The following is a 15,880-nucleotide window of genomic DNA, read 5'->3' as shown; positions in this document are numbered from 1 at the left end:
TTAGTTGCGATCATAAATTACGAGGGGTTTGTAGTGAGCGATAAATCGCTCAATTTTAAGGGCTAAAGCCCTGACTACGCAGCTTCTCAATCAATTTATGTATCTCATCAATCAGAATTACTTAATTTCCTCTTAAACTATTTAATATCTTCTTAAACTGAACCAGAGGGTGGTCTACGATCGCCATGTTAAAAAATAAAGCTATTCCCCTACGAATGCCAGGGTTAAAACAGTTACTATCTTACCAACGAGCATGGTTACGAGGGGATGTGCTAGCGGGTGTAACAGTGGCTGCCTATTTGATTCCCCAGTGTATGGCCTATGGGGAGTTGGCAGGGGTAAAACCTGTAGTCGGGTTGTGGGCAATTATACCACCAATGGTGATTTACACCCTGTTTGGTTCATCGCCTCAACTTTCGGTAGGGCCGGAATCAACAACGGCAGTGATGACGGCAGCAGCGATCGCTCCTTTGGTAGCAAGAAACGACGCGAATTACGGTATTCTCGCTTCTCTGCTGGCTTTGATGGTAGGGATAGTCTGCATAATTGGCTACATTGCTCGTCTAGGTTTTCTGGCTGATCTCTTGTCGAAACCAATTCTCATTGGTTATATGGCAGGGGTAGCTGTAATTATGATTACGGGGCAACTCAGTAAAATTGGTGGCATTAAGATTGAGGCAAATACCGTCTTCGGCGAAGTAAGGGAATTTCTCAGTAAACTGGATCAAATTCACCAGCCAACTTTGATTTTGGCAATTCTCGTCTTAGTCTTCTTATTCTTGATTCAAAATCGCTTTCGTAACGCACCCGGCCCCCTACTAGCGGTATTACTGGCAACGGCTGCTGTGGCAGTATTTCACCTTGATGAACGAGGTGTGGCTGTAGTTGGAGAAATCCCGGCCGGTTTGCCTCATTTCGCCTTACCCAAAGTTTCGGTTCAGGAATTATCACCACTAGTAGCATCTGCGATTGGAATTGCGATCGTTGGTTATTCAGATAATGTGCTGACTGCACGGGCATTTGCTACCCGCAATCACTATAAAATTGACGCTAACCAAGAACTGTTGGCGCTAGGAACCTCTAACCTGGGAAACGGATTGATGCAGGGTTTCCCGATTAGTAGCAGTGGGTCAGGATTGCTGCAAAAGATGGGAGCTGAGCATATTTATCTGACTATACATACAGCGATCGCAGGATTTGCAGCGCGTCATCAAAATTTGAGCCATGAGACTCCTTTGTAAAATCGGTAGTTATTTCCCTTTTTGGTGTGAATAACGAGATAGGATAGCTTTTGTTTTCAAATCACAAATTTTCACGATCGCCTCTACCATTTCCTTCTGATCGCCTTGCAAATTAAGTTTGTCTAGCGCTTGCTGAAAATTATCACCAGAACGTAGGTTGCGAGTGAATTCAGTCAGTTGAGATGAGTCCAAAACTTTTTGAATCTCTCGATTGCGGCGTTGACGTACTGCTTGGAGTTGTTGTCGTACTTGTGGGGTAAAGTTGATCTCTGAAGATGATTTAGCTGCCGGAGCAATAGCTACAGTAAAGTTTGTATTAAAATTAACTGGGGCAGCCGAAGTAATTGTCGGCGATAAGACAATAAGCATAAAAATTACACTTAGGACAGATACAATTTTTGTAAAATTGAGCATCATATCAAAATTTCAGTTGTTGGTTGTTGGTTGTTAGTTGTTGGTTGTTGGTTGTTAGTTGTTAGTTGTTGGTTGTTAGTTGTTGTTCACTACTCCTCACACTCCACCTCGCCAATCCCCGCTCCCTACTCAACCTGATTTTTTCATTCTGTCAATCTCTCTTTGCAATTCTGCAATTTTTTTTCGTAATTTTTCGATTTCTTGGTCTCGGGTAGCCTTTTGTGTCGCGTTCACGTCCACTGCTCCAGATGCAGGCGATCGCACGTAATTTCCTTGTTTGATTTGCTGATATTCTGTTGAGACTGCCCACTCCTGTAGATAATGCAAGCGTTCTACAGGGAAAGGATGACTCAGCATCTCGCTTTGAGCGCCACTGTAAACTAAAAATTTATAGACTTGATTCAATTCATCTTCGTCAAGCACCTGATAATTTTCTGACTGACGAATTAACTCTTGTAAACTACATTCGTTGGCATATTTTATACTGCCACCCGTGGTTTTCATAATTGAGGACATCACAGTATTCAAGTCATCTACTAATAATAATGCGGCGCGATCTGCTGATAACTCTGCTTTGCGTCGCCATTCAAAAAAAGCATAAATTAATGCTGGTGTAACAAAATTACCTATACCAAGAGTAAATCTACTAAGGGCAGAAGCAGCACTCATCGCCCCCATCGCCATTTGAATTAAAATAGTATGACCACATTTAATATGCCCCAGTTCATGGGCTAACACCGCCCTAATTTCGGCTTCGTTTAGTAAGTCTAAAATCCCTGTGTTTATGACTATATAAGGATGTTCTTGCCCCAGCGCATAACTATCAGCTTGGGGATTTTGTGATAAAAACAGTGCTGGCTCTGGATAAATATCTAAATCCCGCACACATTCCCGAAAAATCTGGTAAATAGTGGAGTATTGACGAGGCCCAACTTGGATGGTGTTGCCCATTAAATAGATTAACTGCGGGCGCTCGTAGATAAATTCCATGAGTTTACGGGCGACTAAATCAAATCCCGGTAAACTACGCAAGGCTTGCTCTGCTTGCCGATCTAGGGGGTGTCTAAAAGCTTCGCTGGAAATTCCTGTATAGGTTGCCATAATTTAGGGTAGTAGGTCAGTTAACAGTTAAAAGTTATCAGTCTGGTAACTGGTTACTGATAACTGATAACTGAATAATATAAGTGGGGCTGTAACAAGTAAAATCACTTTGTATGGGATGAAAAGCGTGTGATTGAGGCAGAAGTTCATTTATCATTACATAACTTCCTGCGATCGCAGGCGGGTTTCCCTTCGTGGCCCCATCATTTAACGATGGCACGGTTGGTTGCACGCGCCTTGCGCTTGGGACGTAGCGCCCTGATTCAAGTGGGTGCGGCTTGCGGCTATCAAGGGCGGTATCGTACAAGCTTTGTGGCGTCGGCTTTGATGTGGCATAGCCCTGTGATTATCGTTGCTCCTGAAGTTGTGCAGCAACGTCTTGTGAAAGTGGAAATCCCCCGTCTACAGCAATGGCTAGGAGTTAACAAGGCTATTAGAACAGGTGATGTTTGGCCTGGTGGTGACTTTCAAGGACTGTTTTTGATTTCACCCCAAGCTTGGTTAAAAGCACAACTAACACCCCATGAGAATTTTCCGGCTGGCATTCCTACGATTATTGATGGCGTAGACGATTTAGAAGTTTGGGTGCGTGATCAACTCACTGTCACTTGGGAAGCCCATGATTGGGATCAACTGATACTTGCCTACCCACACATTGCTGAGGAAATTTGCTCTGTACGAGCAAAACTAACACACGAACTATTCCAGCATCCTGGGAATCCCTACGAATGTTATTTGATTTCCCAAGCAGAAACAGAAATATTGAGCAGTCTTTATTCAAATTTAGACATAGATACTCTCCCCGATGCTTGGAAAAAGTTTTGGCAACAATTCCAACACTCTTCCCTCACCCCCCCATCACCCCATCACCCCATTGCCCCCCAACCCCACAAAGTGGGGGCCCCTAGCCCCCCATCTCTCCTCTGGGCCACTATTGCCCGTCGTCAAGGTTTATTTTCTTTACACAGCGCCCCGATTGATATAGCAGAAATACTGACGCCGATTTGGCAGCGGCAGCCTGTGGTATTGATTGGCAGTTCCCTAGACCCGGAAACCGAGGCTCCTATTTTTCGCCAACACCTTGGGTTAGGTGGGGAGTTGACTTGTTTAAAGTTCTCGGATAGTCAAACGGAAGCGATTCAACTTTACATTCCGTATCAGTTGCCCTTACCAAATACCCCAGAATTTCAAGCAGCATTTATTCACAAAGTGCGGACGCTGGTTTGTCTGAGTGCGACATCGCCAGGATTGACAGCGGTGTTGGTGGGAGATGTACCATTGAAGTCCCAAGTCGGAGCAATCTTAGCTTCGGAATTTGGTTCGCGAGTCCAAGTAGAAAAAACTTGTTTGGATGAAAATGGGATTTTAATTAGTGGTTGGGAATTTTGGCGCGAACATCAAAAAGTTTTGCCTGCACCACAATTGATTATCATCGCGACTCTACCTTTACCATCTCTTGAACATCCTTTGGTAGCGGGAAGAGTTGCCCAGTATAAGCGATCGCATCAAGATTGGTTTCGTTTATACTTGTTGCCAGCAGCTTTAAACGAATTACAAAGAGCGATCGCCCCAGCCCGAGAAAGTCAAGGCATTGTAGCTTTGCTTGATAGTCGAGTCGTCAACCGTAGCTATGGAGCTCAAATATTAACTGCTCTTAGTCCCCTAGCACGTATTAACTATCTCGATCCCAGTTTATTTTCCCAACACAGTGAGGACGACTCATAAAAGTTTTGTTGGTGGTTAGTGGTTAGTTGTTGGTAGTTATACCAGATGTGCCATGGCACGTCTGTACATTGGTTGGTAGTAGGGGCAAAGCATTTGTATCAGTTCAGGGTACAACAATCAACAATCAACAAACAACAAACAACAAAATACACAACTGTTATTTAATAGAGAAAACATTTGGAATTTTAGTCTTAGGTGAAGCAAATGGGTGAAGCAAAACGTCGTAAAGAAGCACTGGGAGAAAAATACGGTCAAGCCCAACAAGAACGCATTATGCCCTGGGTTCCGATCACAAAATCACAAGCAGAACTATTTGTAAAATGGACTTCTCGTGGTGCTTGGATTGGTATTGGTATTATGGTTGCAGCTTGGGTAACAATTCGTTTTATTGGCCCGGCTTTTGGCTGGTGGCAAGTAGTTTGAAGGAGTGCTTTAAATTAAATTTTTTCAAAAAGACAGCTTGCATAGCTGAGCTGTCTTTAAAATTCTATACCAATACTTGTAAATATACAGTAACTTTACTTCTACCAAACTCATTTCAAGCGTCAGGAGTTGGTAAAGAATCAAAAGGGTGAACTCCGTAAAAATCATCACTATCACATTATTAGTTACGTACCAATAGTCTTCAACATTAAGCATCTTTGGAGTAGCAGGCGCGGAATGTGGGATGTTATGCTTTGGCGATGTTTGCATTCATGCCCAAAAGGCTGAATGCACATACAAAACTAACTGCTAAATTGTATGTGAGGTGTTTTATTGAGGGCACTCCCCGACATAAATATACGGGGATTCGCCCAAGATATGATTGCAGGGATTGCCCGGTAACTGGTAATCGTCAATTGGTAATTGCAAAGACTCCAACAAGTTCTTACCAATCCCACTACCTATTACCTATTACCGGGGGCGTGGCGTTGTCGGACATGTCTTTTAAAAAACACGCTTCCACGTCCCCCAATCCTTGGTGAGTGAAGCTTTATATATTGCCAATTAAAGTAGACGTTTACAGTGATTTTAAGCTAAAGTTGTAATGAGTTTGTTTTAGATTAAGGTGTGACTGCAAAATTGTCAAGAAATATAAAAATTCCTCTTGCCGATCTGTGATTTCCGCAGCAATTACTAGTGACAACACAGTTTCGGACTGACTCAGGAGGTAGATAAACCTTAGAAATATAAAATAACAAATAAACATTGGAAAGAAAAAATTACTAAAACAGTTAACAAGCATCAATATGCAAAAACCGACGATATCTACAAAACCCATTCGTTCCCTAGAAGATGCGATCGAACAGTGTCAAACGCAGGGTATGCGTGTTAGTCGCCAACGTCGCTATATTCTCGAATTACTTTGGCAAGCAAAAGAGCATCTTTCTGCTAGAGAAATTTACGATCGCCTCAATCAGCAAGGCAAAGCGATCGGTCACACTTCTGTATATCAAAATTTAGAAGCCTTATCTTCCGGTGGCATTATTGAATGTATCGAACACTGTGACGGACGTCTGTATGGTAATATCAGTGATTCCCACAGCCATGTTAACTGTTTGGATACAAACCAAATTATAGATGTTCACATAACATTACCAGAAGAAATTATTCGTTTGGTTGAAGAACAAACAGGCGTTAAGGTTACAGACTATAGTATTAATTTTTACGGCTACCGAAATTCGTAAGAAGAGGGATCGGGGATGGGAAGGGGGACGACTTGGAGGACAAGGGAGACAAGAAATTTTAGATTCTAGATTTTGGATTGAAATCTAATCCAAAATCGCAAATCCGTCTTGAAGAGCTTTAATCGGAGGAAACCTCTGCACCCTAAGGGGAAGCCTATGAGCGCGTCTACGTGTCTACAAACTTTTCGCAAAATCCAAAATTCTTTCCAATGCCCAATTCCCAATCCCCAATGACAAATGACCACCACCAACCAACAAACAACAAACAACAACCAACTATCCCAATACTGTCTCATCATCAGCATAATCTTCATACAAATCGCCAGACATCATTGGCTCACCTTCTGCACTTTCAATAATATTTTCGATAGCATTATTATTTAACCAAGCAGCTGTTTTTTCATAAGAATTAATATTATTAATATCAGCAGATTTGGACAGCAATTTTTTGATCGTTTGAAAATCTTTAATTGAAAAGATTGCACCATTAAGTATGGCAATTTCTTTGTCAGTTTCTTGCAGAATAGCTTGAAATAAGCAGGTATTGGTGAGATTCGTTGACTGAAGATTTGCGCCTGTGAGGTTAGCACTCACTAAGTTAGCACTCACTAAGTTAGCACCTGATAAGTTTGCATCTGTGAGGTTAGCACTTACTAAGTTAGCACCTGATACGTTTGCATCCTGCAAGTTAGCTCCAACTAAATTTGCTCCCATTAAATTAGCATTAGATAAATCTATTTGCCCAAAATTTACACCAGCTAGCATTGCTTGTGACAAATCAGCACCTGATAAGTTCAGACAAGCAAGAGATGCTGATTGCAGACGTGTTGTGAAAGCAGCTGGATGTAAAACTTTTGTCCTGGCAATTAATATCATTAATGCTTGTGAATAAAATTCGGACAAATTTTCTGGATTGCCACAAGGGTAAAAAGTAGTTTTGGTTTGTTGGTGACAAGCACAAAGTAATAAGAATACATTCAGTCCCACTGTGGCATGAATCTGTTCTACATTCACAGGGTTTTGCAATGCTTGAAAATGAGCAAAAGCTTTGTGTGCAATACCTTCATCTAACCAACGACCTCGACAATAGGCATACCAAAAAGATAGCAGGCGATCGCACAACAATTCAAAAGAAAATTCATGCTGTGGTTCTCGCCGCAAACCCTCAATCACCAAATTTTCCAATTCCGGGGAAACAATTCCAAAACCAAATAAATTGTAAAGCTGCTGAGCAACGCTACTAGCAGACTCTAGCACAAAGGTAAATTCACCATAAGCGTTTTCTTGACGTTGAATAAGTAACTTCAGTTGGGCAACAATAGCCTGAGTACAGAGGAATTCTCCTAATTTGGGGTGAGAGAATTCAGTTTGGAGGTGAGGGGTGGGGGAGCCAGCACGGTCTTGTTGGTTTCCAACAAAGAGCAACTGGCGTGGAGTGTGAGGGGGGATAAAATAAAAGGCTGGGAGATTGCTGTGACTGGGTTCTAAAGTAATTTGATGGCGTTGGGAGTGCAATATTTGTAGTGCGATCACTTGCATATGTTCGAGTAGATCTTGGGGGTGACGATTTTGCAGCAGATTAGCGATCGCGTCTTGTGTGCGGTGGATATAAGTCGAACCTGAACGCAGCAGCATTGTTTTAATACCACCAGTTTGCGGATAACCTAATAACCATCGACTCAGCCGATGGTGAATTTCCCATAAAACAGTAGCGCTGGTTGTTGCTTGAGTCTTAGCAGCTAATAGTAATATCTGCTCATCCAGAAGTCCGTCTCGATGCAACACTCCTAATAAATAAAGCATCAGAGGTTGACGGACAAAGGCTGAAAGTTCCGGTAGCTTGGATGTAGCAGAGAATACTCCTGAATATTTGAGGAACGTAAAGTAATTTTGAGCAATGGGCAAAGATTGGACTTGCGCCCATAGTTGAAACCATTGTCTCCACTCTTCCTGTTCCCACGGTTGAATATTAATTCGGGACAATGGCAATGGTTGTTCTAGTTCTTGAATGATTTCCTGTAAAGCTTGTGAAGTACTAGTCAAAACAATCTTATGCCGAGACTGAGACTGCAAGCTAAACAACTGCTGCATCAAAATGATTTTTGCCTGATTACCCTGACTAGCAGGTGGTAGTTCATCTAAACCATCCAACACAAGCAAACAAGGAGGATAGTCTTGTTGCAGCCAATCACCAAGGTGGATATAACGATTAAGAGCAAAACCAGAGTTTAAGGTTGCTGCTAAAGTTTTACCGTACTTGACATCCTTGAGGCGAATTAATATCGGTATCCATGCAGGGTAAAGTTCTTTTGCTGCAACTGCTGTCCACATTTGACAGAAACTAGTTTTTCCATAACCAGGTTCCGACTCAATCACAGCAATAGTATCTAAATTAGCCAGTTGTTGCCGCACCCATGTCATTAAATCAATCGCTTCAACTGTTTTTTGTTCTGGTTGCGAATCACTCTCATTGATTGGTATACCATTGAGGGGAACATAAATATCCTTGAGAGCAAAGGATTCCATAAATAATGTTTCTGATTGTCTCTGCATTAAACTAGCTCGGTAGAGTTCCCGCAACAAGTTAATTTTGTCACCTACATGTAAGCCAGCCTCGGGAATTTGCAGATGTTTGTCAGTGGAATTAACAGGGCATGAATTTCCCAATCCAACAAATTTTTGTAGTTGCGCTAAAGGTAGTGCGTTTTCGGCTATCACTGCCAGTAAATGTCCAAACAGTGAATTTTGCAAACGTTGTGTGATTAATTTACTTTCTGCTTCCTCCACTCCATTGGCAACAAACCAGGCTTTGACAGCATTATCTATTTGTTGTACCAGTAATGAATCTGCTACTAAACTTAAAGCTTGTTCAGCTTGAGTATCAGTTAGTTTACCTGAGCGGAGAGTTTTGAGGAGTCCTTGCAGTTGGGTATCCTGTAGGAGTCGTACAGGAGAAATTTCGCCTCGTTCTCGCATCCCTGCTTTTCCAAGCATTGCCTGGTTTAACCAAGGTCTTTGTAAGCTTTTTTCTTGAGTCAAGACTTGCAGCAAGCCTCGAAGATAAGCTATCTGAAATGCTAGCCATGTGCCTTCGTTACGTTTTAATGGCTTTTTATGAGAAATTGTCCGCAGAAGACTTTCTGTCAACTGAGCAAAGACTGTAATTTCCTGCCATACAGTAGCCAAGGGTAGTTCTAACACTTCTGCCAAGCTACAAATGTCCAAAGGGATGAGGCTTTTTACTTCCATATCCTGAACAATACGGAAGGCGATACTCACCATCTGCCCTGGTGATAATCCACTGATATCAGAGATTTCAATATAATTTTCTACTAGCCAATGTCGAATACTCAAGCTCATTTAGTTAATCTAATTACATAGTAATTGTCTGTATATGGCAATTATCATCGATCTTTTTCAGTTCAAAAACAGATTCATTGAATTCGGATGAATTTGGAATTGACCGATAATCTTTGATGGTACAGAGCAAGCAGATTCATCTGTGGAATCAATCCAAAATCCAAAATTCCGAAGCCCCCAGAAAAGTCTGTGAGGTCAATTCAAAATCCAAAATCCGTCTTGAAAAGCTTTGAGGTTCCCTCCGGGACGCTGCTTTGTAGGCGCGTAAGCGACTTCTCGTAAGAGTACGGAGGAAACCTCCGCACCCTTCGGGAAGCCCTCCGGGTAGTTCCCTCCGGGACGCTACGCGAACGCAGTCGCTCATGGGGGACTCGGGGCCCCCACGACCGACAGGGAGTGGGGATTGGGGGAGAACCCCCTGCGTAAGAGTCGCTGTCTCACCACTTCGTGTCTACAAACTTTTCGCAAAATCCAAAATTTAAAATCGAATGACCACCAATACACAGCGATAAACGATAGATGAGAGAATTGAGTATTCGGACATATCAATTCTGAATCTAAATTGCTTCGGTAAAAATAGGGAGAATAGGTGAAGTATCGAAGCTGTTTCCCATTAACTACAAACAGCATCAGAGTATAGTTTGGATTATGAGCGATCGCCCTCTAAAATTATTGCTAGTTGACCAAGACCCCATCTTCCGGCTAGGATTACGGGTTGCTCTCGAAGAATTTTCTAACTTGCAAGTAGTATCGGAGGCAGAAACAAATACTGCTGTTTTGCTGATTTTAGCAGAACTTGCCCAACAAGACCTCAAAAGTATAAATTTAGTAGTCTTGGAACTAGGCAATAGTCGCTCTCTGCACAGTCAGCAAATAGGTTTACAACTGTGTCGGCAAATTAAAACTCAGTATCCTAACTTACCTATTTTATTACTGACTTCTGTGCAAGACCAAGGGCTACTGTTAGCGGCCAAATCTATTGGTATAGAAGGTTACTGCCCCAAAGGAACGCCAGTTACCGAATTAGTTGAGATTATGCAAGAAATAGTAGCTGGTCGTTCCTACTGGTATGTCTTCAACGACACAACGACACAGATCCCATCTCCCCATCTCCCCACCACCCCATCTCCCTATCGTTTCTTCACTCGGCTATTAGAAAACCTGCGTTTATCAGGAAATGCCCAGATAGATGCTAATTTAGCGGCAATAACAGCAAAATTGCAGATTCCTGGACAGCCGATATTAGAACGAGCAATGTTAGCTGGACAGCGACGGGAGTTGTTAGCATCTCGTTGGTTGATCAATCATTTATTAGCAACACCACAACCCAGGCAAATCAACGACCAAAGTCAACCTCAAGCTGCTGAACAATTACCACTACCTGTATTAAATATCCCTAGCGATCGCACCATCACCCCAAAAACTCCCTCTCTACTTAGCCCGAGAGCGCTGCAAGCAACAATATTTACATCTTGCCTAAATAAACTGCAATTACCTTTGCAAAATGTTACAGATGTGTCTTTAGAAATTGACATCTTGCGCCCAGATAAAAAACGAGAATTACTTTATTTGATTTTGCAAAAAGTTGCTGATACTTTAGATGATCTCCGTAATTCCCAAATTGAAATTAATCAACTATCTGACATCAAAAGTGCAATTTTACATGAATTATGGAAGGAAGTTTCTACAGAATTTTTTGGAAAATTTTCTCGGGTAAGATTTGGTAATAATCAGATAGAAATTCTCAATGTAATATTACAAAGCTCTGGAGTAGTACAAACAGGAATTCTCAATCAAATCCCCTTAGTTGTCGATTTATTTTCCTACTTACTCTTTCAAACAGATTTAATTATTGATAATACTAGTTATACTGCGGGCAGCTTTGAAGCTAATCAACAGGCAGAAATGTTATTAGAAAACTTGTTAATTCAAGTAGGTAATGCTGTAGTTCAGCCCCTACTGAACTATTTAGGAGATATAGAAGATATTAAGCAAAATTTTTATGACCGAAAATTGATTTCCACACGAGAAATTGAACGCTTTAGAAATAGTTTATCTTGGAAATATCGAATAAAAAATTTAGTAACAGAACCGAAAGCTATTTTTGAAAGTCGCTATGAACTATTTGTATTTGCTCCCCGTGGTATTGCCAAGACATCTATTTACGCTCCTCGTCGCCAAGAGTTAGCAGAACTTTCAGGAATTCGTTTATGGGTGACACTAGGACTAGAATTTGGTGATGCGATCGCTCCTCGTTTGCAATCGTTATTATCTTTCTTAGGGAGTGGAGTAGTCTTTGTACTCACACAAATAATTGGTAGGGGTTTAGGTTTAATTGTTCGTGGTATTTTGCAGGGTATTGGTAGTGTTTCACTTTCAGAAGGAAAAAATAAAAAGTTATGAGTAAAAAATAAATTGATAGTCAATTACCATTAGCCATATGTCATTGATAAGACAACACAGTTCAGTTAAGTAAATTTTTTCTTTTCTTTCTTTTCTCTGCGTCCTTGGCGTTCTTGGCGGTTTGTTAGAAAAATAACGTTGACAAAGAGTCCTAGCCTTAACTAAACCGTATTGATTGGTAAAAAGTAACTCCATAACAGGGGATATGAAATAAGTAATTTCCCCCATCCCTTGTCTTCCTTGCCCTCCTACTCCGTAGCCACTGTTTCTGGCAGATAAAGTCGCTCTTCGTTGGCATCGTACTCAAACAATTCTGCGTAGCGTCCCCAATCAATTGCTGTGGCAAATTGTCGTTCAGCTACTATATGGGGAAAGTGTTCATCTAATAAATCTAAGAAAAAATCTGCCCGCATAGAACCATTACGTTTTTCTCGCAAGGTCTGTACCATGCTGACCAACATTGGTACATTCTGCAAGACTTGTTGCCGAAATAAATCTTTACTTCGTAAAATTGTTGTGGTGGCAAAGTCACGTCCGATATCAGTGAGCCTGACATCTCCTTGGGTGACTTCTGCAAAGCCCAGAATCACCGCAGCATCCAGAATTGGCAGCAAATCATCCACCTCTAGTTGCAAGCGTTCTGCCAAATGGGGAATATCCTCTCTGCCTTCAGGCTGCTCAACAATCAATTCCAAAAGACCACTAATACCACCAACCCTGGCATAGGGTAATACTTGAGCATAGGGCGACTTGGCCCGTTGTGTGGGTATTTTCGGTGTTGGCAGTGCTACCTCTCCAGTGACTTCTGCTTCTGGATTGGTCATGACTGTATAGATATAATCCACCAAAGCTTTGAAGCGATCGCTAGTACGATCATGGGGGCGGGGCAAATCAATTAGCACTTCACCACGCACACGTCCCGGATTTGCCCCCAGAATTATCACCCGATCCGCTAAGAACACTGCTTCTTCAATATTATGGGTGACAATCAAGATACTTCTGGAGGGAAAATTTCCTGCATTCCATAAATCGTCGATTTCACCCCGCAGGTTTTCAGAAGTAAGAACATCCAACGCACTAAATGGTTCATCCATAAACAGCACCTGGGGTTCAATCACCAAGGCGCGGGCAAAACCAACTCGTTGTTTCATCCCCCCAGATAATTCTTTGGGATAAGCACTCTCAAAACCATCCAAACCTACCAAGTCAATAGCTTTCAGTGCTTGTCGCTGTCGCTTTGCCAAACTAACTCCCCGCGCTTCTAATCCCAATTCCACGTTTTCTTGTACCGTCAACCAAGGTAGCAAAGCGAAACTCTGGAAGACCATCGCTACATCTTGGTTCACACCTTGCAAGCGCTTACCATTGCAGATCACCTGCCCCTGACTGGGTGGAATTAGACCTGCCATGATTCGCAGTAAGGTGCTTTTACCACTTCCACTACGTCCCAGTAATGCCACAACTTCACCTGCCCGCACTGTCAGGTTGATATCCCGGAGGACTATAAACTCTCCTTTGCCCTCTGGTAGGGGAAAACTTTTGTTCACCTGCTCAACTGAAATCATTATTTCATCGGTTGCTTGTGTAGTTGCAGTCATGCTTAACCTTTTAACAGTTATCAGTGTTGAGAATTTTGATAATTGTTGAGTGAAGTTAAAGATACGTGAGTTCGATAAATATTGTCAGACTAAACAATTACAAGGGGCGCAAGTAAACTGTGCCCTAATAGCCCAAGTCTACTTAAAGTAGACTAAATAGAATAAGCCCTTCAACCCACTTGTAGTGGGTTTTGGTTATTAGCCCCAAATTTATTCTCACACCGGAATTTTGGGCGAATGAAATCTATCGAACTCATGTTAAAGATGGTATTTAGTTTCCGCGAGTTCATACAACTGCCGCCAAAATAGACGGTTAAGTCCCACTACATACAAACTCATCATCCCAATTCCTAAAGTAATGCGCGGCCAATCACCTACTTGGGTAGTCTGAGCGATGTATGCTCCCAAACCGTTGGCTGTAAGGGTCGTCTGTCCCCAACTAACAATTTCAGAAATAATGCTAGCGTTCCATGCTCCACCACTGGCAGTTATACCACCTGTTACCCAGGCAGAAAAAATACCAGGAATAATTAATTTGCGCCACACCAACCAACCGCGTAAACCCACATTTGCTGCCATCTCGCGCAAGTCTGTGGGGATACTCATTGCTCCAGCAATAGAGTTAAATAGGATGTACCATTGAGCGCCAAGGGACATTAATAGGATGCTACCCCAGTCAATGCTGATATTGGTACGAATAAAGAAGAGAGTCGCAAAGGGAAAAATAAAGTTTGCTGGAAATGATGCGAGGAATTGCACTACAGGTTGCAAAAGGCGTGCTAGTTTTGGGTTAAACCCGATCGCTACACCCACGGGTGTCCAGATGAGTGTTGCTACTACTATTAGCATCAGCACACGCCCAAGAGTAAGTAACCCTAACCAAAAAGTCTTAAAGACTTCACTTATTCCTACAGTTGTCAGGATAAAGTGTAATTCAATCACTAACAGTGCGCCAATTACAACTAACAGAATGAAATTATAGAGGCGATCGCTCCACACAGTCTGCTGATTACTGTCTACAGGGAGTGATGAATTTGGGGGGGTAAGTGATGATAGAAAACGATTAATAGTTTCACTGACGGGAGTCAGCAGTTGCCCCACTAGATAGGGAAGTCGAGCTGTTTTGAGCAAATCAAGAACCCAAGACTCAGGAATCTCTGCACTAGCACTCGTCTCTAGTCGAAACTTATCAGCCCAAGCAATTAAAGGTCGCCAAAATAGTTGGTCTACTAAGAAAATTACCACAGCAATAGTCAGCAAGGCCCAACCTAAAGCAGGTAAATTTTGAGCAGCAATAGCCGCAGCAACATAAGAACCAAGTCCCGGTAAGGTATATTCTTGATTCAACACACTAATGGCTTCACTAGCAGCAACAAAGAACCAACCACCCCCAAAACTCATCATTGCATTCCATAGCAATCCCATCATTGCCGAAGGCACTTCCAGTTTTGTAAATCGCTGCCATCCTGATAATCGATATAGTCTGGCTACCTCCTCTAGCTCTTGTGGAACTGTTCTCAACGACTGATAGAATGAAAAAGTCATGTTCCAAGCTTGGCTAGTAAAAATAGCAAAAATCGATGCTGCCTCTAACCCCAACAGGCTACCAGGAAACAGGGCAATGAAACCTGTAACAGTGATAGATAAAAAGCCTAGCACTGGCACAGACTGCAAGATATCAAGTAAGGGAATAAAAACTTTTTCTGCAAGACGGTTTTTAGCAGCAATATACCCATAGACTAAGGTAAATAGCGTCGAAAAAAACAAGGCGATAAACATCCGCAGAGTCGAACGCCCAGCATAGTAAGGCAGATTAGCCGGATCAAGGCTCACACCAGGAACAACATCCGGTGGTACAAAGCTTACAAGTGTTCCTGCACCTACACGTGCAATCAGTGCTAGTAAAACCAACGTCCCCAGGATGACAGCGATGTCTGCTAAGCCGAAGGGAAAGCGTTGCAGTACTTCCGGCGAAGGAAAAGTCCGCTTGAGCATAGCATGATTAAATTTATTTCAAGTTTTCCCCAATTAGAAAACAGGTAACTTAATTTTGAATAGAAATATCATAAATTATTTTGACTGTTTGATTAATATTGCTCGTTAATAACCTTTTTTAACCTGAAACTTATACCATCGCTCCTCGTTTGCAATCGTTATTATCTTTCTTGGGGAGTGGAGTAGTCTTTGTACTCACACAAATAGTTGGTCGGGGTTTAGGTTTAATTGTTCGTGGGATTTTGCAGCGTATTGGTAGTGTTTCGCTCTCAGAAGTAAAGAATAAAAAAGTTAGTGGTTGTAGAGACGTGCCATGGCACGTCTGTACAGTGGTTAGTAGTTAGTGGTTGATAGTTAATTACCATTGACAAATGAC

The 15,880-nt window shown here is 42.1% G+C and carries 10 protein-coding genes and 1 pseudogene; 6 read left to right on the top strand and 5 right to left on the bottom strand.

Annotation, left to right across the window (positions count from 1 at the left end):
* Positions 1–185: 185 nt before the first annotated feature.
* Positions 186–1,241 (top strand): SulP family inorganic anion transporter, encoded by a 1,056-nt coding sequence (locus UYI_RS31750; RefSeq protein WP_016865040.1) that lies wholly within the window; start codon positions 186–188, stop codon positions 1,239–1,241.
* Between the two features lie 9 nt (positions 1,242–1,250).
* Here UYI_RS31750 and UYI_RS0102115 read toward each other — a convergent pair whose 3' ends face one another.
* Together UYI_RS0102115 and UYI_RS0102110 are read right to left on the bottom strand one after the other, a co-directional pair.
* Positions 1,251–1,658, bottom strand: coding sequence for a hypothetical protein (locus UYI_RS0102115; RefSeq protein WP_016865039.1), 408 nt, complete (start codon positions 1,656–1,658; stop codon positions 1,251–1,253).
* A 126-nt stretch (positions 1,659–1,784) separates the two neighbouring features.
* Complete coding sequence (locus UYI_RS0102110) at positions 1,785–2,756, bottom strand: M48 family metallopeptidase (protein WP_016865038.1); 972 nt, start codon at positions 2,754–2,756, stop codon at positions 1,785–1,787.
* Positions 2,757–2,885: 129 nt separating this feature from the next.
* On the opposite strand from UYI_RS0102110, the gene UYI_RS0102105 reads away from it, so the two are divergent.
* From UYI_RS0102105 to UYI_RS0102085, 3 genes are all read left to right on the top strand, one after another.
* On the top strand, positions 2,886–4,481 hold the full coding sequence (locus tag UYI_RS0102105) for a helicase C-terminal domain-containing protein (protein ID WP_180977242.1): 1,596 nt from the start codon (positions 2,886–2,888) through the stop codon (positions 4,479–4,481).
* Between the two features lie 204 nt (positions 4,482–4,685).
* Entirely contained in the window at positions 4,686–4,904 is a 219-nt protein-coding gene (locus UYI_RS0102095) for a DUF2839 domain-containing protein (RefSeq protein ID WP_016865035.1), read from the top strand.
* Positions 4,905–5,710: 806 nt separating this feature from the next.
* Complete coding sequence (locus UYI_RS0102085) at positions 5,711–6,148, top strand: Fur family transcriptional regulator (protein ID WP_016865033.1); 438 nt, start codon at positions 5,711–5,713, stop codon at positions 6,146–6,148.
* 276 nt (positions 6,149–6,424) lie between these two features.
* Here the strand turns inward: UYI_RS0102085 and UYI_RS0102080 are convergent, their stop codons facing one another.
* Positions 6,425–9,508 carry a pentapeptide repeat-containing protein gene (locus tag UYI_RS0102080; RefSeq protein ID WP_016865032.1) on the bottom strand — a complete coding sequence of 1,028 codons (3,084 nt, stop codon included), beginning with the start codon at positions 9,506–9,508 and terminating at the stop codon, positions 6,425–6,427.
* Positions 9,509–10,156: 648 nt separating this feature from the next.
* Here UYI_RS0102080 and UYI_RS0102075 point away from each other — a divergent pair.
* Positions 10,157–11,911 (top strand): DUF3685 domain-containing protein, encoded by a 1,755-nt coding sequence (locus UYI_RS0102075; protein ID WP_016865031.1) that lies wholly within the window; start codon positions 10,157–10,159, stop codon positions 11,909–11,911.
* A gap of 248 nt (positions 11,912–12,159) precedes the next feature.
* Here UYI_RS0102075 and UYI_RS0102065 read toward each other — a convergent pair whose 3' ends face one another.
* Positions 12,160–13,509, bottom strand: a complete 1,350-nt coding sequence (locus tag UYI_RS0102065; protein ID WP_016865029.1) for an ABC transporter ATP-binding protein — start codon at positions 13,507–13,509, stop codon at positions 12,160–12,162.
* A gap of 258 nt (positions 13,510–13,767) precedes the next feature.
* Entirely contained in the window at positions 13,768–15,504 is a 1,737-nt protein-coding gene (locus UYI_RS0102060; RefSeq protein WP_016865028.1) for an ABC transporter permease, read from the bottom strand.
* A gap of 137 nt (positions 15,505–15,641) precedes the next feature.
* Between UYI_RS0102060 and UYI_RS39510 the strand changes: the two are divergent.
* A pseudogene (locus UYI_RS39510) lies at positions 15,642–15,848 on the top strand (DUF3685 domain-containing protein); the annotation flags it as partial.
* Positions 15,849–15,880: the final 32 nt, after the last annotated feature.

The sequence above is a fragment of the Fischerella muscicola PCC 7414 genome, from assembly GCF_000317205.1.
GTDB lineage: Bacteria > Cyanobacteriota > Cyanobacteriia > Cyanobacteriales > Nostocaceae > Fischerella > Fischerella muscicola.
This window is presented reverse-complemented; position numbering and strand designations above follow the sequence as displayed.

What these genes read in the sequence shown, in the direction of transcription:
- UYI_RS0102085 (WP_016865033.1), top strand. Translation starts at nt 5,711, where the DNA reads ATGCAAAAACCGACGATATCTACAAAACCCATTCGTTCCCTAGAAGAT.
- UYI_RS0102095 (WP_016865035.1), top strand. Translation starts at nt 4,686, where the DNA reads ATGGGTGAAGCAAAACGTCGTAAAGAAGCACTGGGAGAAAAATACGGT.
- UYI_RS0102060 (WP_016865028.1), bottom strand. Translation starts at nt 15,504, where the DNA reads ATGCTCAAGCGGACTTTTCCTTCGCCGGAAGTACTGCAACGCTTTCCC.
- UYI_RS0102080 (WP_016865032.1), bottom strand. Translation starts at nt 9,508, where the DNA reads ATGAGCTTGAGTATTCGACATTGGCTAGTAGAAAATTATATTGAAATC.
- UYI_RS0102065 (WP_016865029.1), bottom strand. Translation starts at nt 13,509, where the DNA reads ATGACTGCAACTACACAAGCAACCGATGAAATAATGATTTCAGTTGAG.
- UYI_RS0102075 (WP_016865031.1), top strand. Translation starts at nt 10,157, where the DNA reads ATGAGCGATCGCCCTCTAAAATTATTGCTAGTTGACCAAGACCCCATC.
- UYI_RS31750 (WP_016865040.1), top strand. Translation starts at nt 186, where the DNA reads ATGTTAAAAAATAAAGCTATTCCCCTACGAATGCCAGGGTTAAAACAG.
- UYI_RS0102115 (WP_016865039.1), bottom strand. Translation starts at nt 1,658, where the DNA reads ATGATGCTCAATTTTACAAAAATTGTATCTGTCCTAAGTGTAATTTTT.
- UYI_RS0102110 (WP_016865038.1), bottom strand. Translation starts at nt 2,756, where the DNA reads ATGGCAACCTATACAGGAATTTCCAGCGAAGCTTTTAGACACCCCCTA.